Source organism: Hyphomicrobiales bacterium (assembly GCA_039973685.1).
Taxonomy (GTDB): Bacteria; Pseudomonadota; Alphaproteobacteria; order Rhizobiales; family JACESI01; genus JACESI01.
Window position 1 is genome coordinate 41,724 of record JBDWKL010000016.1, and the last position, 18,547, is coordinate 60,270.

An 18,547-nucleotide genomic window follows, 5' to 3' on the forward strand; every position below is an offset into this window, starting at 1 on the left:
GATGTGTCCCACTTCGGTCTACACAGCAACCCAATTAAGCCATTTTCTGCGCTCTGCGAGCTGATCACGGTAGAGCTGTTCATCATCACCAACGGGAACACCGCAAAATGCCCACAACAACGCGAAGGTGGCAAGCTTTAATGGTTCAAAATCATCACAACGCTGGTCGCCATCCTCATTAAAGAATATCGTGCCATTCCACGGCTCGAATCCAGCATCAAGCAATGCCTGCCGCGTCAAATATCCACCTTGACTTCGCTCCGTCGCAATCCTCAGCTTATCTTGGTAAGTAAGTAACTCAGCGGCTTTATCTGATTTCCATACTTCGGATGTCTCATCATTTTCAGGAGGCCTTGCAGGCGTCAGGATGTCACCCGCACAAAGCACCTTTGAATCAGATGATTGGGGTGAGACAACAAGGTTCGAGGTAAAATCTTCATCAATAACAACAGCAAAAATATCATCTGTTAGCAATTCATGATCTTCATTCAACAAATGAAAATGCGGTAACACAATTACATGAGCGCCCAGTGCCTGCTTACGGTATGAGCATGTTTCAAAAAACGGACAGTGAGGGGCTTCTTCCCCATCCCCACACAACATCCGTGTCACAGATACATTTGACTGCCCTGCTACCTCTGCCATACGCCATCGTGGGCACATCCGATCATCTTCGCTATTCCCTGAAGGGTCAACCGCAGATCGGCCACGCAAGACCGCCACAGGTATCCCTGCCTCTTCATAACGACTCGCTAAGTCATCACATAAACCAAGCGATGGTACGAAGTGTAGTAAAGGACCATGAGTGCCATCATAGTCCTTCATAACGTTAATGATGGCTTGTGACTTTCCTGTCCCAGCACCGGCTACGATGAGTCGCGATGGGCCGTATTGATCATCCACGAACCATCCAAGCGAGCCAACCTTACGGTTCCACTTAATCGCGTCATGCATAAACTTATTGACGCCATCCGCGAACATTGCTCTTGCCTCTTCAACAGGCAAAAACTTCACGTCATTAGCGATGGGTATGCCATCACCTGCCTCCTCAACATGAATGTCTAGAATCTTGTCAAGCTTCGCCTCAATCCATCGGATTTGTTGCCCTGATCGTACAGAAATTTCACCATTGTTCAGGCCTGAGTTGATAGTGCTCGACCGTCTGTTTTCATCATGCCTTGCACCCCATCCATCAGTGGCATCCATTAGCGCGGAAAAAACATGTTCTCGTGTCAATGCGCCCTCAGATACGGCATGCCCAATCAGATGCCCCACCCTCGCAGCTTCACCATTGAGGTGAGTGTTTCTGTCACCTGTAGGTGTATTTAAGGCTCTCAAACCTTCACATATGGATTCGAGTTCATACTGAGCAAATCCATTTATATTCTCACGCTCATCCCTGTGGATACCACTTATCTGATCTTGTCCTCGCCTAAAGCGCTCAGCAGTCTTCTTTGCTCTCTTATCCTCTTGTATTTGAGCCACCAGAGCATCTACATGCTCACGCCATTCATTCGGATCAAGATGGCTTAAATCGCGATGAGAATGGATGCCAACAGAAGCAAGCGAAGCCCCTTCACCATACTTGGTGAACATAGCCTTGTAGATCAACCAGTGAGGAGCCTCAGCAATCTCTTGGTCAAATGGAGAACTGAGCCATTCGTAATGGCCTTGGCCGTGATTAGATGGGGGCGCAACCACAAAACCTCCTCTAGCACATATATCAAGGCCAAGCGCCACTTTGCTGGCGCTGCTTGCAATACCTTTGACACCCTTGAAATAAAGATGAACACCGCCAGATGGTGACCGAGATGTTACCGTGTCGGCTAGCCTGCCGTAAACAATCTCAAGCTCTGCAATCGGCCCAAAACCATCATTAACATGAGCAGTTTTAGTGTCGACATCGAGCACCAAAAGGCCGCTCTCGCCTGTGGCAATGCCAACACCATTACAATTATTGACTCGATTGAAACGACGATTGATCTCATCAAGGTTATTCGAGCACCCCCATCGCGAACCATATTTTTCTCGACCCAACGGTGGCTTTCGATTCACAAGAAGAAAAACAGACCAACCAAATGCATCTACTAGCTCCTGCGCGGCTATCGTCATAGACGCGCTCACTCATGCCGCACTCTTCGCTAGGTGGTTATTGATTAATTTGTCTTGCCAAGCGGCTATGTCGGTTTCCAGCCAAACTATCCGCCCTGAACTGATCGTCTTAGGTGCAGGAAAAGCACCCTCGCGTACATGTCGCCAAATGGTAGTTCGCGACAGGCTGGTAAGTTTTAAAACTTGGGGCGTAGAAAGGAATGTATTGATCATTTAAGCCTCTATTTTGAGTTATGAGGCTTCCTAATATTCACATTTTTTCGTCTATTACAAAAGAAACACGGTCCAGAAACTATCAACCATTTCTGGACTCTTCCGAATTTGATCGCTGATATTCACGGGCAGCAGCCAACGCAGCCAATGCTGTAGCCCGAGACACATTGAAGCGTTCTCTTGCATCTGCCGCCACATTGATCTTATGATCATCAACATTCGAAAGCATAAAATCCATCAACTCGCCAGTTATCTCGCTTGGCCTACCCAATTTTGATTTTTTGAATACAATCCATTTGTGCTCAATCGCATTAATCAGCGCATCGGCAAGTGCTTCATTGATATTGCGTTCTGCTAAACGCTTGATGATTAATTCCCGAGCTTTATCCGGATCGATTCTCAATTGCTCATTGAAATGAACATCATCAAACGCACCCATAGCTTCACATCCCATCAGATTTTGATGCCTAGGTTTAATCAAAAACTTGGTCGAAAGATAGATCGTTGTGACCACAGTGTGTCCACGCGATCAGATCGTCAGACTAAAATTCTTCTAACCTATTGAAATTATTGGTAGCGGGAGAGGGACTTGAACCCCCGACACGCGGATTATGATTCCGCTGCTCTAACCACCTGAGCTACCCCGCCTACCGAACAGTGCTTAGAAACTAAGCCCTGCGAGGCGCATATAAGTAAGGAGGTCGCCTGCTGTCAACAGATGATTGAAGTAAAATCAACGCCAAAGCCATGCAGCGCCGCGAACACCAGAGGAATCACCGTGATGGGCGCGTAAAATTGGGGTCGTGAAACCATCGCTGAAAACATAAGCACCAATGATTTTTGGTAGGTCCGTATAAAGCGCTTCGATATTGTTCATGCCACCACCCAATACGATGACATCGGGATCAATGAGATTGACGATGGTTGAGAGGCCACGCGCTAGCCTGTCGCAATATGCCGCATAACAAGCGATGCTTTCAGCCGAGTTCATCGCCAATATTTCAGAAACTGGCTGCGTATTTGTAGCGCCCGTTCGCAGCTGGAAGTCGCGAGAAAATCCAGTGCCAGAAATATAGGTCTCAAGACACCCACGCTTACCGCACCAACATTCATTGCCCGGCTGCTCTTCGCTTGTCATGTAGGGAAGTGGCGTGTGGCCAAATTCTCCGGCGATGCCCTGTGCGCCAAGCAGAGGGGCTCCATTGATTGCAATGCCAGAACCACAGCCCGTACCTAAGATAATGCCAGAAACTACGCTCTTGCCCGCTCCTGCCCCATCCACGGCTTCTGAAACCGTGAAGCAATTGGCGTCATTTTGAATGCGCACGTCTCGTTGAAGCTTAGTTTCGAGATCGGCTTTCAAGTTTTGGCCATTAAGCCAAGTGGAGTTGGCGTTCTTAACCAGCCCTGTCGCAGGTGAAATAGTGCCTGGAATACCGACCCCGACACTACCGCTTTCACCCAAATGAGTTTCGCAGCTTCGAACAAGACCGACCGCTGCATCAACGCATGCTTCATAATCGTTTTGCGGTGTGGCAATTCTCTCGCGCAACAAGACGGCCCCATCATCAGCTAAGGCGATGATTTCGATTTTTGTCCCACCCCAATCTATTCCAATCAGCATGGGCCCACCTTTATGCGGATATGGAAAGAAGTGTGGTCATTTGCGCTTCAATTTCTGCTGATTTTTCTGCCCGCTCAATCCAGCCACCGCCAAGCACCCGCGTGTCTGTGGCTTCGTCTTCATAAAAGACACAGGCCTGACCGGGAGAAACACCTGCCTCACCGTCATGCAACACAACTTTTACGCCCTCATCGTCTTGATAGATGGAGGCTTCCATTGGTGGACGGGTGGAGCGAACCTTCACAAAGAACGGCAACGGCTTTTCAGCTGTATAAGTGGTAAGCGGCACATCGCCCAACCAGTTAACATCGCGCAAGCCTACCGTGTGGGTGACCAGCGCATCGGCTGGACCAACGATGACCGCGTTTTTATCGCGGTCGAGTTTCACAACATAAAGCGGATCACCAACGGATACACGCAAGCCACGGCGTTGACCGATTGTGTAATGGATGATGCCTTCATGCTGCCCCAACACGCGACCATCAAGATGGATAATGTCACCGGGTTTTGCTGCATCAGGACGCAGCTTCAAAATGAGGTCGGCATATTTGCCATCTGGTACGAAGCAAATATCTTGGCTGTCCGGTTTCGCGGCAACGGCAAGGCCGTAGCGCTCGGCCAGCTCGCGGGTTTCTTCTTTGGTAAGATCACCTAAAGGAAAGCGCAAATAATCAAGCTGCTCTTGTGTGGTAGCAAAGAGGAAATAACTTTGATCGCGACCATGATCTGCTGGACGATAAAACCCGTAATGGCCGCTGTTTGAGCCCTTAATCAATTCGCGCGAACGAATATAATGCCCAGTTGCCAACACATCAGCACCCAGCTCTTTCGCCGTTGCAAGCAAGTCCTTGAATTTAACGGTTTGATTGCAAGAGATGCACGGCACAGGCGTTTCACCGCGCAGATAACTATCGGCAAACTCATCAATCACGCTATCGCGAAAACGGCTTTCATAATCAAGCACATAATGAGGGATGTTGAGGGCTTCAGCAACACGACGTGCGTCATGGATGTCTTGGCCCGCACAACACGCGCCCTTTTTCTGAATGGCAGCTCCATGATCATAAAGCTGCAAGGTAATACCGATTACCTCATAACCCTCGTCATGCAGCATACCCGCGACGACAGACGAATCGACGCCACCCGACATAGCAACAACCACGCGGGTATCTTCCGGACGCTTCGCAATGCCGAGGCTATTCATCATTGGTGTTTTCCTGAATTTTGGTCGTTTTACGCCGCAACTGGGTTGCGGTCAATATAAGTCGTCAATCGCCTGCTCAAACTAAGGCAGCAAAACGATGGGTCAAACTTGCCCGCACGGCAATTTTTGCCTGTTAGAATGATCAAACCCTGCGTTTAAAAATATTTATTCCGTTGTAATCATTGAGTTTTTTATAAAACCCAAGCTGGCATGACCCTTGCAATTAATTGTGCAAATGAACGGTATAACCATGGATCAGCTTAACTCGTGACGCAGTTTCCCACCACCAGTACATCCCTTCCCTTCGATCCGCGCAGCAATGTTGTGGAGGCAAGTCCGTCGCGACGTGACAACCAATCCGCCGCTGGATCATCAGAAGACAATAGGTTTTCGCAGGCTCTAGACAATAGCAACGCCCGCTCCGATACCCGTTCTGAAGAAAGCCGTGACGATACACAAGCACCAACACGCGAAGCGGCACCTCGGGAAACTCCATCTGCAAATACCTCATTAAATGAAGATGCTGAGCAAAGTGCCGATGTTGAATTAACAAATGAAGAGACAGGGGCTGAAACTCAAGCAGCGGCTGGCGCCGACGAACAAGATACAACAGAAGTCACCGAAACAGCTCTACCAACTGTTCCAGTGCCATTGGATCCATTCTCGTTCCTTCAGCAATCAACAACTGAGACACTGCAAACAAGTACGCCTCTCCTTGCTTCAACAGCCATTGCTGGTTTTTTACCAATCGGTGAAATCGCAGGCGACGTTACAACCCCACAGCAAAATATTACAGGGTCGCTCTTAGAGGCTGCTACTGCACCTCAACAAGTAGGCCAGCTCGCTCAGGATGGGCAAAACCTCGCAACTCAAATCAATGACGCGTTGCCACAAGCTAATAATATTGCTGGTGGTGTTACCGGCGACACATTTGAAACTGTGCTCACAACACAATCAAGCAATGCCGGCACCCAAGCTACTGCGCAAAGCCTTACAAACCTTCAGCAGAATGCTATAAACCTTCAGCAAGATACAGCGCAAATCCCTGCAAGCCTTCAGCAAGATACGGCGCAAAGTCCTGCAAACCTTCAGCAGAATACGGCGCCAAGCCCTGCAAGCCTTCAGCAGAATACGGCGCCAAGTCCTGCAAGCCTTCAGCAGGGTGCTGCACAAAACCCTATAAACCTTCAGCAAGATACAACGCTAAGTCCTGCAAGCCTTCAGCAGAATTCGGCTGCGCCCAGCCTCCAAACGACCCAGCTAGGTGATGTGACGCAGCAAATTGCTAATCCAAACGCCGGATCCAACATTGGACCTAACGGCGTGCCCAACACTGGCCCAAATACTGGTCCAAATACTGGCTTAAACCCTACGAGTGTCGAAGGTGAGCAATTTGGCTCTCTGGCAAGTTCTAATCAATCCACCACAACGCCATCCCAGCAATTAGCATCGTTGCTTTCAGGCGGCACTACAGCTGATGCTGCCCTGCCAAATCAAGGGCAATTAGCGAATACCCAGCTTCAGCAACCTTTACAGCAACAGCCTATTCAACAGGCAGCGCAGCCAGTCGCACAATTTACCAATACTGCCTTTGCAAATGACACCCTGCCTGCCTTCACCGCTCAGATTTCGCGTAACTTTGCCGCCGGACAAGATTCGTTCAACGTCAGATTGAACCCATCCGAATTAGGCCGCGTTGATGTGCGCGTCATTAATAACGACGATGGCACGGTGAGCACACAAATTCGGGTTGAGCGATCTGAAACATTGGATCTGTTCCAACGCGACATTCGCGCCCTTGAACGCACCCTCCAACAATCTGGTGTGAAGCTAAGTTCAGATGGCATTGATTTGTCGCTGAAAGATAATGGCGCCGATCAAGGTGGTAACAATCAAGCCTTTAATAATGATTTTAACGGCCAAGGCGAGAACGCGCAAAACGGCGACCCAGCTTTGGACGCTGATGACAACAACCAACACTTAGACAATGACGGTCTTCTCGTTGACGACCTAACCGCCGATATCCCCATAGATCAGGTGCAAACCATCTATGCCAGATATCAACCCGGCCAACTGAACATAAGAGTATAAAAAATGACTGATGTAACTTCGAATTCCATCTTTCCCTCGACATCGACAGTAGCGTTGCCAACAACAGGCACGGTCAACACCGATACCAATGCGTCTGAAAGTGAAAGCCAGCTGGTTGAAAACTTTGACACGTTTCTACAATTGCTGGTCGCTCAAATTCAAAATCAGGATCCAACATCTCCAACAGATACGGATGCCTTTACTCAACAATTGGTGCAGTTCTCAGAACTCGAGCAATCAATCCAATCAAATGACAACCTAGAAACAATCTTGTCATCCATTGAAAGCCAGAATGCAGCAAGCATTGTAAGCTATATCGGCCAAACCGTTTCTGCTGAGGGCGCTGCAACGACTTTGAACAATGGCGAAGCGACGTTTAACCTAACAACCAACGAATTTGTGCCTGAGGCGAACATTACTGTGCGCTCTTCTACAGGGGAAATCGTTTTCGAGGGCACTCAGGCCTTGGAAGCGGGAAGTAACCAATTTGTCTGGGACGGCGTGACAAGCAGTGGCGATCAGCTGCCTGACGGCGGCACCTTTAGCATTACTGTCACAGGTGAGAACTCGGCTGGTAATTTTTCAAGCATCTCCACAAACATCAATGGCGTGGTCGATGGTGTTGATTTTAGCGGGGGAACGCCAAGCCTTCGGATCGGTGAAGCAACCATCCCACTAACCGCTGTGACCGCTGTTTCCGCCACACTTTGATATTTTTTTGAAGTTTTTTTTGCTTCAAAACCGCAGATTTCTGCCATTTATGAAAAAATTCTGCATTTCTTACCAATTTGTTGCGCCACATTTAGGTAATTCTTAAACCCCCTGCGCTACATTGCTTTCATCAGGTCAATTAAGTTTTGTGTGAGAGTAAGTATGACCGAGTATGTGCGTCCGCGCGTTAAATATGTGATTGGTCCAGATGGAAGCCCGTTAACGGTTGCCGATCTGCCACCAACATCAACCCGCCGCTGGGTTATCCGCCGAAAGGCTGAAGTCGTTGCAGCGGTAAGGGGTGGGCTTTTAAGCCTTGAAGAAGCTTGTCAGCGTTATACGTTGACAGTTGAAGAGTTTCTTTCCTGGCAACAGTCAATCGATCAACATGGCCTAGCAGGTCTTCGAGCGACAAGAGTTCAGGAATACAGATAGACTGAAATTTATTTATTAGTTTATTGAATTAGAAAAGCGGTTGGTTTTCCAGCCGCTTTTTTGTTTATTTTCCTATGTTTTCCCTAGGTTTTGGAGGCTTTCCACCCCTGCATTTTCAAAATGGCTGAAACAAATTTTCGCAAATTCGTCAAAGTGTTAACGCCTTGTTTACCATGAACTGGGAAATTATTGCCTAGTTGTTGAGGCGACTTGAACAAGGGCAGTTCGTAACTAACCTCAACTATGTATTGTTTGAAGGTGGCACCTAGTGGATAGCGTTTTATCAACTGTTCAAAAAATCGGACCGGCACGCATTGCAGCAATGGCTGTAGTGGCAGCTTTACTAATCGGGTTTTTTGGGTTCATTACAATTCGCGTTTCTAAGCCTCCAATGGCGCCGCTTTACACAGATCTCTCCTTTGATGATTCAACTGGCATTGTCGAATTCTTAGAATCCCAAGGCGTTGCCTACGAATTGAGCAACAATGGCGGCTCAATTTCCATCGATCAGGATAAAATTCTAAGAACACGCATGGCGCTTGCCTCAGAGGGTCTGCCACTTGGCGGCAATGTGGGTTACGAAATTTTCGACAGGACCGACACGCTTGGCACCACGTCATTTGTTCAAAACATCAATCACGTCCGCGCACTTGAGGGCGAATTGGCCCGCACAATCACCTCAATCAATCGTATTCGTGGTGCGCGTGTTCATTTGGTCATCCCAGAACGCCAACTTTTTCAGCGCGAGCAAAAGCCACCAACTGCCTCGATCGCTTTAAAAGTTCGCGGTGTGTTGGATCAAAGCCAAATCCGCGCAATCCAACATCTTGTTGCGTCTGCCATTGATGGGCTTTCACCGACCAAAGTTTCCATCGTCGATGAAACAGGCACATTGCTCGCCTCTGGCAACGGACCGGCGGGCGCAGGGCTTGCTATGCAAAATGCTCAAGGTCGAGCAACTCAAGTTCAAGACCAACTCCGCAATCAAATTACAGATCTTCTAAGCGGTGTGGTTGGTCCAGGCCGCGCTCGTGTTCAAGTTTCAGCCGAACTTGAAATGAACCGCGTCACACAAACATCTGATGTTTATGACCCTGAAAGCCAAGTGGTGCGCTCAACGCAAAGCCGCAGCCAAGAAAGCGAAAGCCAAGAACGCAGACCCAATGCTGGTGTAAGCGTTGGGAACGAACTTCCAACCGCAACCGCTGATGCCAATACACCTGATGAGACTGAAGCCACGGCTAATACCGAAGAAGTTGTAAATTACGAAATCTCACGCACCACCACCACACAAGTGAAAGAAGCAGGCGCGGTTAAACGCCTGTCTGTCGCCGTGCTTGTTGATGGTACCTACACCAAGAATGAAGACGGCACCTACACCTATGCCCCCCGTAGTGATGAAGAGCTTGCTCGTCTTGCAACTTTGGTTCGTTCAGCTGTTGGTTTCAACGAGGGACGAGGCGACCTTGTCGAGGTGGTCAATCTTGAATTTGCTGAAAAGCCAGTTGAAAACCCTGATTTGGTTGAAGAGGCAGAGGCATTCGAATTCACTAAATACGATTATTTTCGCATAGCAGAATTGGCAGTAATGGCCATTCTTACCCTCTTTGTGCTGCTTCTTGTTGTCCGCCCACTCTTGCGCCGGGTGCTTGATAATACAGTGCCAGAGTCGCTTGTGTCAGAACAAATTGTTAATGGTACTGCGGCAACTCAAGGTGCAATCTCCGGCAATAATACAGCTTCCATGGGGCTAGACCCAAACAATCCAGCTTCTCAACAAATCGCTGAAGCAATGAAACAAGGTGCTGTGCGATCTGAAGTCGTCAGCCAGATCGGTGAGATGGTCAACACAAATCCTGATGCCGCTGCAGGCGTTGTGCGCAACTTGATTAGAGAAGCGGCATAATGACTAGTGAAAATTCCATCACTATTAAAAACCGAAATGTCCTTACTGGTGACCTCAATGGCGCGCAAAAAGCGGCAGCCCTTATGCTTGCTTTGGGTGAAGAAAACGGCAAAGAAATTTGGACTCGTCTGGATGATGATGAGATTAAAACCATATCCACAGCAATGGCCCAACTTGGAGGCATTCCGCCCCTAGCCTTTGAAGATGTGTTGGTTGATTTCGTTTCAAGATTGGCAAGTGATGGCGCGATGTCCGGCACTATTTCCAGCACGGAACAATTGCTAAAATCATTTCTCCCAGCAGACCGTGTTGCCAATATTATGCAAGAAATCCGCGGGCCTGCCGGCAGCAACATGTGGGAGAAGCTCTCTAATGTGCAAGCAAATGTGCTCGCCAGCTACCTGAAGAACGAATACCCGCAAACCGTCGCTGTGATTCTCTCGCACATTGCAAACGAGCATGCTGCCGAAGTATTGGGCGTTTTGCCTGAAGAATTCGCTCTCGAAGTTGTCGGACGAATGCTCACGATGGAATCGGTTCAAACAGAAATTCTTGAGCAAATTGAAAACACACTTCGCCAAGAATTCATGACAAACCTCTCTCGCAGCAGCAAGCGCGATCCGCACGAGATGATGGCTGGTATATTCAATAATTTTGACCGCCAAACGGAAGCCCGCTTCCTTACTGCCCTTGAAGAAGAAAAACGCGAATCTGCTGATCGCATTAAACAGCTGATGTTTACCTTTGATGATCTTGGCAAACTTGATGCTGGGTCTGTTCAAACATTGCTGCGGGACGTGGAAAAAGCGGATCTTGCAATCTCTTTGAAAGGGGCGAGCGAAACATTGCGCGAGTTCTTCTTCTCCAACATGTCACAACGGGCTGCAAAAATGCTGAAAGATGACATGGAGTCACTTGGACCCATGCGCCTCAGCGAAGTGGATGAAGCTCAAAACAGACTTGTTATGACCGCAAAAGCCTTGGCAGATGCTGGTGAAATTGTTGTCCAGAAGGGCGAAAGTGAAGAAGAGATGATCTATTGATGAGTGCAGATATTCAAAAGCTTGGAGATGCTGCCCCGTTCTCTTTTGACGTCAATTTTGCAGCGCCCAAATCGGAAAAACCAATCCCAACGGTTTTGCTGCCAGATCATGAGCTTGCCTTAAAAGAGGCGGAAGAACGTGGTCGTCTTATTGGTATTGAAGAGGGCAAAGCTGGCGAAGAAGCACGCCTTGCCAATGAAGCAAAACGGGTCGCAGATGCTGCTGCTGGCATTCTTGCCGCCATTGACGGTGACCGCTCAAAGCTGGAACGCGATAGTGCTACTTTAGCTCTTTCGATCGGCAAAAAGCTGGCTGGTGAAGCCCTCACGCGGTTCCCATTGGACAATATCGAGGCCTTGATTAGCGAATGTCTGGGCCCCCTTAGAAGCACGCCACATCTTGTTGTGCGTCTTCACGAAAAAGATGCGGCAGCAATTACTGAGACGGTTGGCAAATTTGCCCGCGAATCTGGTTTTGATGGCCGCTTCGTCGTGCTTGGGGAACCTGACTTTGCCCCCGGCGATTGTCGTATCGAGTGGGCTGATGGTGGCATCATCCGAAATCTCGACACCGTCGAAACTGAAATTGAAACATCCTTTCAACGCTACTTTGCTGCCTTGGATGAGGCAAACGCCTCAAACACAAAAGTAGCAAGTCAATCGGAGCAATTGAGCCATGAGTGATGAGACTGAAACACCACCAATGACGGATTCACCTGCTATGGATGACGGGAACGGAGCGCCACTCGCGCTGGATGAACATGCTCAGCCAGCAAAAGAAACAGATGACGGGATCATTGAAGAAAAAAATCCAGCCGATCTGGAATCCGTCTTTGATGTGCCGGTCAAAGTATCGGCCGTTCTTGGTCGCTCCCGCATGAAAGTATCAGATCTAATGAAACTCGACCGTGGCTCCATCTTGGAGCTCGATCGTAAAGTCGGCGAGAGCATCGATATTTTCGTGAATAATCGGCTAATTGCGCGTGGTGAAGTTGTGCTTGTTGATAATCAGCTCGGCGTCACCATGACTGAAATAATCGCACAAGAATAGAAAGATAGAAAAATGCGTCTTCTAATTATTGGGCCCTTAAACGGTCAACTTTCTACAGCCACAAAAATCGCTATGGATGGCGGTGCGAAAGTCATGCATGTGGATGATGTTGCAGGCGCTATGGCGACGCTGCGCTCAGGCAAAGGGGCTGATTTGCTCTTTGTCGATGTGGCAATCAATATTGGTCAGCTTGTCAGCCAACTCGACTTTGAACGCATTCATGTACCCATCGTTGCCTGCGGTGTGGAAACAAATGCGACCGCTGCTGTTGATGCTATCCGCGCTGGCGCAAAAGAATACATCCCGCTGCCACCAGACGCTGAATTAATTGCTGCCGTTATCCAAGCGGTTGCGAAAGAATCATTAGAATTCGTTTTCCGTGATCCCGCCATGGGCCATGTTGTAAAACTTGCTGAACAAATCGCCCCTTCTGATGCTTCAGTGCTCATCACAGGTGAAAGCGGTACAGGCAAGGAAGTGGTCGCGAAATTCGTCCATTCCAAATCTAATCGTGCGGGCAAACCATTCATCTCCGTCAATTGTGCGGCAATCCCTGAACACCTCTTGGAATCCGAATTATTCGGCCATGAAAAAGGCGCGTTTACGGGGGCGGTGCAACGTCGTATCGGTAAGTTTGAAGAAGCTGACGGCGGCACGCTGCTGCTTGATGAAATCAGCGAAATGGATGTGCGCCTACAAGCAAAACTTCTGCGTGCTATCCAAGAACGTGTGATTGACCGTGTTGGCGGTACAAAACCTGTTTCAGTGAACATTCGCATTCTTGCAACTTCAAACCGCAATTTGAAGGACGCCGTCAAGGAAGGTACCTTCCGCGAAGACTTGCTCTATCGCTTGAATGTGGTGAACCTATCCCTACCAGCGCTAAGACAGCGCCCAGATGACATCATCGCATTGTCAAAGCACTTTGCCATTAAATACGCAAAAGCCAATGGCATGCCTGAACGCGCTTTGAGCCCTGAGGCCGAACGGCTTGTTCAAGGCAATTCATGGCCTGGCAATGTGCGCGAACTGGAAAACGCAATCCACCGCGCGGTCCTCATTGCAACCGGTGAGGCAATCGGTCCTGAAGCGATCATCATGCCAGATGGGTCGGAATTCTCAGACGGTATGATCGGTATACCTAGCGATCCAGTTGCCCGCCAAGCAGCAATGACCGCAGAAGCCGTGACCCGCACGCTTGTGGGTACTCCGCTTGCTGATGTGGAACGTGATTTGATTTTGGATACTTTGGACCATTGTCTAGGGAACCGAACCCATGCAGCCAATATTCTTGGCATCTCCATTCGAACCCTACGCAACAAATTGCGGCTCTATATGGATAACGGGATTGATATTCCACAGCCTGGTGAAATTAGAAGCGCGATGGCAGGGTAACCACCTTAGCGTTCAAGCCCCAATGCTCAATAGATGAAGCAATTGGCAAAATCTGCAATCCGCAGTTCTATCCAGATGGCGGTGCCTTCATGCGCCCACGCCATTGTGGCTGCACCTAGGCCGGTGAATATTCCACCGATCACAAGGGCGACAAATGTGTTTTGGGCTGCATAGGACATGCGTAAAATATAGCAGAATTAGCCGCGTTTTACCAGCAGGCGGAGCTTCTTAACGGCAGTTTCAGTTAACTCGCCATAAGAGACGGTTGAAACGAAATCACCTTTGCTATCAAGCAGAATGACGGATGCTGTGTGGTCCATCGTATAATCACCATCGCCAAGACGCACTTTGTTTGAATAGATGCGATAGCTTTTCAAAACCTGCGACACCTTATCTGGCGCGCCAGTAAGTCCGACAATACGCTCAGAAAACGATGTGACATAGTCTTTCATCACTTCAGGATTATCGCGCTCAGGGTCTACAGTGACAAAATAGCTTTTGATCGATTTGCCCTCGTCCCCCAATTCCTCAAGCCAGCCATTAATGTCTGACAAGGTAGTTGGGCAGATTTCAGGACAATGAGTGAAACCAAAGAATACGATGCTTGGAGAGCCTTTTAAGGCAGCCTCTGTTATCTTTTTGCCTTCATGGCTTACCAACTCAAACGGGCCGCCAACAGTTGCGGTCCCCGTTACTTTCGATACTGTTTTATTCAGTGATCCGCTCCCACTGAAACCATTGACGTAGTAATATCCGCCAAAGGCACCACCCGCGACTGCAACCATTCCCCACAAAGCATATTGAACAAGTCTGATAGACATTCGATCACTCTTCTTTTTTGAACTTAGAATTACATAAGCCAGTTCCGTATCCAGCGCAAATTCAAGAAGATCATCATTTGATGACTTTTTTGCGAGTGAAATACCAAAAATTAACTGCCTATTAACCATGGAGGCGGCAAAAATTGCCTAGTGGTTTAACGGGCGAAGTGTGTCCTGTTGAATGTGTGGTGGTACTGACTGGGTAAATAATGGCAAACACAAGTGTAGGCGATAGCAATTCGACTGGCGGCGGCTCACTTGCCAAGTTCGCTGACGTCCTGCGCCAAGTTGATATTGGCCTCGCGCTTTGCGTGATTATCATCATCGTGATGCTGATCATGCCGATGCCAGCCTTTATGCTGGATTTCTTTTTGGCAATCTCAATCACCTTTTCTGTGCTTGTTTTGATGACTGCGCTGTTCATTCAAGCACCGCTCGAGTTTTCCAGCTTTCCAACCGTTCTATTGATTGCGACCATGTTGCGCCTCGCGCTCAACCTCGCCTCAACACGTCTTATTCTTGCTAATGGTCATACGGGCACGGGTGCGGCAGGTAATGTGATTGAATCCTTCGGCGAATTCGTCTCGCGCGGTAATTTCATTATCGGTCTGATTGTGTTTGCAATCCTCGTCATTGTGAACTTCATCGTGATTACCAAAGGTTCTGGCCGGATCGCAGAAGTTGCAGCCCGCTTTACCTTGGATGCCATGCCCGGCAAACAAATGGCGATTGATGCGGATTTATCAGCGGGCATTATTTCAGAAGACGATGCCCGCCAACGTCGTAAAGACCTAGAAGATGAAAGCTCATTCTTCGGTGCTATGGATGGTGCATCAAAATTCGTCCGTGGTGACGCTATTGCGGGCTTGATGATTACGTTCATCAACGTGGTTGGCGGTATCGTCATTGGTATGATGCAGCAGGATATGTCTTTTGCAGACGCTGGTCGCACCTACACCTTGCTTACCATTGGTGATGGTCTAGTCAGCCAAATTCCAGCCCTCATCGTTTCAACTGCTGCCGGTATTCTGGTTTCTAAAGCAGGCGTTCGTGGTGCAGCTGATAAGGCGCTTGTTAAACAACTTACCCATTATCCAAAAGCCTTCGGTATGTCGTCTTTCGTGATGACCTTTATGGCCTTCTTGCCAGGCATGCCAACACTCATTTTCCTCACCTTGTCAGGCGGTGCGGGATATCTGGCCTATGCTGGATATAAAAGGAAGCAATCAGCTTCCAATGAAAAGGCCATGGAAGAGGTCATGGCTGAACAAGAAGAAGTTAAAGCGCAAAAAGAGCCAAATATTCGCGATAGCTTAAAGATGGATGATCTACGTATTGAGGTGGGTTATGGGCTGTTGACTTTGATCAATGACAGCGAAGGCTCAGATCGATTGACCGAACAGATTAAAGCGCTGCGCCGTCAGCTCGCCAATGACCTCGGTTTCGTTATGCCATCTGTGCGCCTACTCGATAATTTGCAGCAACAACCAAATAATTATGAGATCAAGGTCAAGGAAGTTTCCGCCGGTAGTGGCGAAGTTTATCCTGATAAATTGATGGTGATGGACCCAACAGGCAATAAAGTTACATTGCAGGGCCACACAACAATCGAACCAACCTTTGGGTTGCCTGCAACATGGATCGGTAAAGAACAGCGCCCAGATGCTGACGCGCGCGGCTATACAGTGGTTGATCCTGCAACAGTGGTGTCGACCCATCTATCAGAGGTGATGAAAGCCAACGTCTCTGAACTTTTATCTTACTCACTCGTGCAAGACCTTTTGACAGATTTGACCGAACAACAAACCAAGTTGGTTGATGACATGGTGCCGAGCCAAATCACCGTGAGTGGCATCCAGCGCATTCTTCAAGGTTTGTTGTCAGAACGGGTCTCTATTCGCGATCTACCAAGCATTTTGGAAGCCATTGCAGAAGCAGCAGGAGCCATCAACACAACGGCTGGTTTGGTCGAACATGTACGCTCTCGCTTGGCGCGCCAAATCACCGCACAAAACACCTCGCCTGCTGGTTATTTACCAATGATTACGCTCTCCCCTGAATGGGAAACGGCTTTCGCAGAAGCACTCGTTGGTGATGGTGAAGATAAGCAATTGGCGATCGCGCCGTCGAAAATACAGGAATTTGTGGTGGCAGTCCGTGATGGCTTTGAAGAGGCGGCAAGAACGGGTGAAATCCCTGTTCTTCTGGCAAGCCCTGGCATACGCAGCCATGTGCGTTCCATCGTGGATCGGTTCCGGCCTCAAACAGCAATCCTGTCGCAAGCAGAAGTGCACCCACGCGCCAAACTTAAAACAATTGGGACGATTTAAAGGGCTTCCAAAACCTGCTTCAAGAATGCGGCCAGATCATCTGTCGTATGATGAACATGGTCTTCGTTGGAAATGGTTGTTTCCCATTCCATACGCGGCACCGAGCCTGTCGGTGGATCAGTTATCAGCACTGTACGCATACCCATCTCATGAGGCACGGCCAGATTACGCGGTAAATCTTCAAAGAATGCAGCACGCGTTGGATCAATGCCTGTCACATCTAAAAACTGCTCATAGGGCGCACGGTGTGGTTTTGGCATAAGATCAGATGCGACAATATCGAAAACATGATCAAAAAGATCCGTAATGCCCAAGCGGTCCGTTGTTCGTTTGGCATGAGGAACATCGCCATTGGTGAAGATCACACGGCGGCCTGGAAGCTTTTCCAATACGGCTCGCAGATCTGGCGCATCTTTAACCGGCGCATAGTCGATGTCATGGACAAAATCGAGATAGTCCTTCGGATTGATTTTCTTCTCAATCATCAACCCGCGCAGCGTGGTGCCATAATCGCGGTAATAATCTTTTTGAATTTTACGCGCTTCATCAAACGGCAAGTTCAGCAGATTCTCAATGAAGGCCGTCATCCGCACATCCATCTGCGCGAAAAGATCGCATGAGCGAGGATAAAGCGTGTTGTCGAGGTCGAAAATCCAAGCATCGACATCTTTAAAGCGTGTCAGGTTCGTCATGGAGTGATCAATGTCCCAGCGCCATGTTCAGTAAATATCTCGAGAAGAACGGCGTGTGGCTTTCTACCGTCCACAATCACCACACCATTCACCCCTTGCTCAATCGCTGCGATGCAGGTTTCAACTTTCGGGATCATGCCGCCAGATATCGTGCCGTCCTTGATCAAGTCTTGCGCCTGATCAACGCTTAGCTCTCTTATCAACTCGCCCGTTTTATCAAGCACACCGGCAACATCCGTTAAAAACAAGAGGCGCTCTGCCTGCAAGCCGCCAGCAACCGCACCTGCGAAAGTATCAGCGTTGATGTTATAGGTGTTGCCATCTTCATCAGATGCGACAGGCGCAATCACCGGAATAATGCCCGTATTAAACAAAAGCTGGAATACCGTTGCCTCAAAACCAATTGGCTCGCCGACAAAACCCAGATCAACGACTTTTTCAATGTTGCTTTCTGGGTCAACTTCCGTGCGCACCATTTTGCGCGCTTTCATCATGTTACTGTCTTTGCCACATAGACCGACCGCATAACCGCCTTCAGTACAGATCGACTGAACAATGTCTTTATTGATTGAGCCTGCAAGAACCATTTCAACCACTTGAACAGTTTCTTTTGTTGTCACTCGTAGACCGTTTTTAAATTCGCTCTTAATGCCAAGTTGATCCAACATGGCGCCAATTTGCGGGCCACCGCCGTGCACGACTACAGCATCAGCACCTGCTTGGCGAAGCAATGTCATGTCCTGCGCAAATGCCTTATGCAGCGCATCATCGCCCATCGCATTGCCGCCAAACTTCACCACAATACGCGCGCCTTCATAACGCTGCATATAAGGCAGGGCCTTGGAGATAATCTTTGCTTGTTCTAAAAATTCAGTCTCGTCACTCACAATAAGTCACTCACGATATAAATTGGATGAAGC

At 48.7% G+C, this 18,547-nt stretch carries 18 protein-coding genes and 1 tRNA gene; 9 read left to right on the forward strand and 10 right to left on the reverse strand.

Annotated elements, in window-relative coordinates; genetic code table 11:
- Positions 1-18 precede the first annotated feature (18 nt).
- The 6 genes from ABJO30_04165 to mnmA all read right to left on the reverse strand — a co-directional run bounded on the left by ABJO30_04165 (position 19) and on the right by mnmA (position 5,153).
- Entirely contained in the window at positions 19-2,112 is a 2,094-nt protein-coding gene (locus tag ABJO30_04165) for a bifunctional DNA primase/polymerase (GenBank protein ID MEP3232001.1), read from the reverse strand.
- 12 nt (positions 2,113-2,124) lie between these two features.
- Positions 2,125-2,325, reverse strand: coding sequence for an AlpA family phage regulatory protein (locus tag ABJO30_04170; protein MEP3232002.1), 201 nt, complete (start codon positions 2,323-2,325; stop codon positions 2,125-2,127).
- Between the two features lie 82 nt (positions 2,326-2,407).
- The gene (locus ABJO30_04175; GenBank protein ID MEP3232003.1) at positions 2,408-2,839 is read right to left on the reverse strand and encodes a hypothetical protein; all 432 of its coding nucleotides are present in this window, start codon (positions 2,837-2,839) and stop codon (positions 2,408-2,410) included.
- A gap of 57 nt (positions 2,840-2,896) precedes the next feature.
- Positions 2,897-2,973 (reverse strand) — tRNA-Met (locus ABJO30_04180).
- Positions 2,974-3,058: 85 nt separating this feature from the next.
- A complete protein-coding gene (locus ABJO30_04185) occupies positions 3,059-3,949 on the reverse strand; it encodes an ROK family protein (protein MEP3232004.1) in 891 nt (296 codons plus the stop codon).
- Between the two features lie 10 nt (positions 3,950-3,959).
- Entirely contained in the window at positions 3,960-5,153 is a 1,194-nt protein-coding gene (gene mnmA, locus ABJO30_04190) for a tRNA 2-thiouridine(34) synthase MnmA (protein MEP3232005.1), read from the reverse strand.
- Between the two features lie 267 nt (positions 5,154-5,420).
- Here mnmA and ABJO30_04195 point away from each other — a divergent pair, with 267 nt between their 5' ends.
- The 8 genes from ABJO30_04195 (at position 5,421) to ABJO30_04230 (ending at position 13,784) form a co-directional block, all read left to right on the forward strand.
- Positions 5,421-7,244: a flagellar hook-length control protein FliK gene (locus tag ABJO30_04195; GenBank protein ID MEP3232006.1), complete on the forward strand. Its 1,824-nt coding sequence runs from the start codon at positions 5,421-5,423 to the stop codon at positions 7,242-7,244.
- A 3-nt stretch (positions 7,245-7,247) separates the two neighbouring features.
- Positions 7,248-7,955 (forward strand): flagellar hook capping FlgD N-terminal domain-containing protein, encoded by a 708-nt coding sequence (locus ABJO30_04200; protein ID MEP3232007.1) that lies wholly within the window; start codon positions 7,248-7,250, stop codon positions 7,953-7,955.
- A gap of 162 nt (positions 7,956-8,117) precedes the next feature.
- On the forward strand, positions 8,118-8,390 hold the full coding sequence (locus ABJO30_04205) for a DUF1153 domain-containing protein (GenBank protein MEP3232008.1): 273 nt from the start codon (positions 8,118-8,120) through the stop codon (positions 8,388-8,390).
- A 268-nt stretch (positions 8,391-8,658) separates the two neighbouring features.
- A complete protein-coding gene (gene fliF / locus ABJO30_04210) occupies positions 8,659-10,296 on the forward strand; it encodes a flagellar basal-body MS-ring/collar protein FliF (protein ID MEP3232009.1) in 1,638 nt (545 codons plus the stop codon).
- Entirely contained in the window at positions 10,296-11,339 is a 1,044-nt protein-coding gene (gene fliG / locus ABJO30_04215) for a flagellar motor switch protein FliG (protein ID MEP3232010.1), read from the forward strand. The genes fliF and fliG overlap by 1 nt, the downstream gene beginning before the upstream one ends.
- Positions 11,339-12,022 carry a FliH/SctL family protein gene (locus ABJO30_04220; GenBank protein ID MEP3232011.1) on the forward strand — a complete coding sequence of 228 codons (684 nt, stop codon included), beginning with the start codon at positions 11,339-11,341 and terminating at the stop codon, positions 12,020-12,022. The genes fliG and ABJO30_04220 overlap by 1 nt, the downstream gene beginning before the upstream one ends.
- Positions 12,015-12,389 carry a flagellar motor switch protein FliN gene (gene fliN / locus ABJO30_04225; GenBank protein MEP3232012.1) on the forward strand — a complete coding sequence of 125 codons (375 nt, stop codon included), beginning with the start codon at positions 12,015-12,017 and terminating at the stop codon, positions 12,387-12,389. The genes ABJO30_04220 and fliN overlap by 8 nt, the downstream gene beginning before the upstream one ends.
- A gap of 12 nt (positions 12,390-12,401) precedes the next feature.
- Positions 12,402-13,784: a sigma-54 dependent transcriptional regulator gene (locus ABJO30_04230; GenBank protein ID MEP3232013.1), complete on the forward strand. Its 1,383-nt coding sequence runs from the start codon at positions 12,402-12,404 to the stop codon at positions 13,782-13,784.
- A gap of 26 nt (positions 13,785-13,810) precedes the next feature.
- Here the strand turns inward: ABJO30_04230 and ABJO30_04235 are convergent, their stop codons facing one another.
- Positions 13,811-13,963 carry a hypothetical protein gene (locus ABJO30_04235; protein MEP3232014.1) on the reverse strand — a complete coding sequence of 51 codons (153 nt, stop codon included), beginning with the start codon at positions 13,961-13,963 and terminating at the stop codon, positions 13,811-13,813.
- A gap of 18 nt (positions 13,964-13,981) precedes the next feature.
- On the reverse strand, positions 13,982-14,569 hold the full coding sequence (locus ABJO30_04240; protein MEP3232015.1) for an SCO family protein: 588 nt from the start codon (positions 14,567-14,569) through the stop codon (positions 13,982-13,984).
- A gap of 245 nt (positions 14,570-14,814) precedes the next feature.
- Between ABJO30_04240 and flhA the strand changes: the two genes are divergently transcribed.
- A complete protein-coding gene (flhA, locus tag ABJO30_04245; GenBank protein ID MEP3232016.1) occupies positions 14,815-16,935 on the forward strand; it encodes a flagellar biosynthesis protein FlhA in 2,121 nt (706 codons plus the stop codon).
- Here the strand turns inward: flhA and ABJO30_04250 are convergent.
- Together ABJO30_04250 and argB are read right to left on the reverse strand one after the other, a co-directional pair.
- Positions 16,932-17,627, reverse strand: a complete 696-nt coding sequence (locus tag ABJO30_04250) for a pyrimidine 5'-nucleotidase (protein ID MEP3232017.1) — start codon at positions 17,625-17,627, stop codon at positions 16,932-16,934. The genes flhA and ABJO30_04250 overlap by 4 nt on opposite strands.
- Positions 17,624-18,454, reverse strand: a complete 831-nt coding sequence (gene argB, locus ABJO30_04255; protein MEP3232018.1) for an acetylglutamate kinase — start codon at positions 18,452-18,454, stop codon at positions 17,624-17,626. The genes ABJO30_04250 and argB overlap by 4 nt, the downstream gene beginning before the upstream one ends.
- Positions 18,455-18,547: the final 93 nt, after the last annotated feature.

What these genes read in the sequence shown, in the direction of transcription:
- ABJO30_04165 (MEP3232001.1), bottom strand. Translation starts at nt 2,112, where the DNA reads ATGACGATAGCCGCGCAGGAGCTAGTAGATGCATTTGGTTGGTCTGTT.
- ABJO30_04170 (MEP3232002.1), bottom strand. Translation starts at nt 2,325, where the DNA reads ATGATCAATACATTCCTTTCTACGCCCCAAGTTTTAAAACTTACCAGC.
- ABJO30_04185 (MEP3232004.1), bottom strand. Translation starts at nt 3,949, where the DNA reads ATGCTGATTGGAATAGATTGGGGTGGGACAAAAATCGAAATCATCGCC.
- mnmA (MEP3232005.1), bottom strand. Translation starts at nt 5,153, where the DNA reads ATGAATAGCCTCGGCATTGCGAAGCGTCCGGAAGATACCCGCGTGGTT.
- ABJO30_04200 (MEP3232007.1), top strand. Translation starts at nt 7,248, where the DNA reads ATGACTGATGTAACTTCGAATTCCATCTTTCCCTCGACATCGACAGTA.
- ABJO30_04205 (MEP3232008.1), top strand. Translation starts at nt 8,118, where the DNA reads ATGACCGAGTATGTGCGTCCGCGCGTTAAATATGTGATTGGTCCAGAT.
- fliG (MEP3232010.1), top strand. Translation starts at nt 10,296, where the DNA reads ATGACTAGTGAAAATTCCATCACTATTAAAAACCGAAATGTCCTTACT.
- ABJO30_04220 (MEP3232011.1), top strand. Translation starts at nt 11,339, where the DNA reads ATGAGTGCAGATATTCAAAAGCTTGGAGATGCTGCCCCGTTCTCTTTT.
- fliN (MEP3232012.1), top strand. Translation starts at nt 12,015, where the DNA reads ATGAGTGATGAGACTGAAACACCACCAATGACGGATTCACCTGCTATG.
- ABJO30_04230 (MEP3232013.1), top strand. Translation starts at nt 12,402, where the DNA reads ATGCGTCTTCTAATTATTGGGCCCTTAAACGGTCAACTTTCTACAGCC.
- ABJO30_04235 (MEP3232014.1), bottom strand. Translation starts at nt 13,963, where the DNA reads ATGTCCTATGCAGCCCAAAACACATTTGTCGCCCTTGTGATCGGTGGA.
- ABJO30_04240 (MEP3232015.1), bottom strand. Translation starts at nt 14,569, where the DNA reads ATGGTTGCAGTCGCGGGTGGTGCCTTTGGCGGATATTACTACGTCAAT.
- flhA (MEP3232016.1), top strand. Translation starts at nt 14,815, where the DNA reads ATGGCAAACACAAGTGTAGGCGATAGCAATTCGACTGGCGGCGGCTCA.
- ABJO30_04250 (MEP3232017.1), bottom strand. Translation starts at nt 17,627, where the DNA reads ATGACGAACCTGACACGCTTTAAAGATGTCGATGCTTGGATTTTCGAC.
- argB (MEP3232018.1), bottom strand. Translation starts at nt 18,454, where the DNA reads ATGCAGCGTTATGAAGGCGCGCGTATTGTGGTGAAGTTTGGCGGCAAT.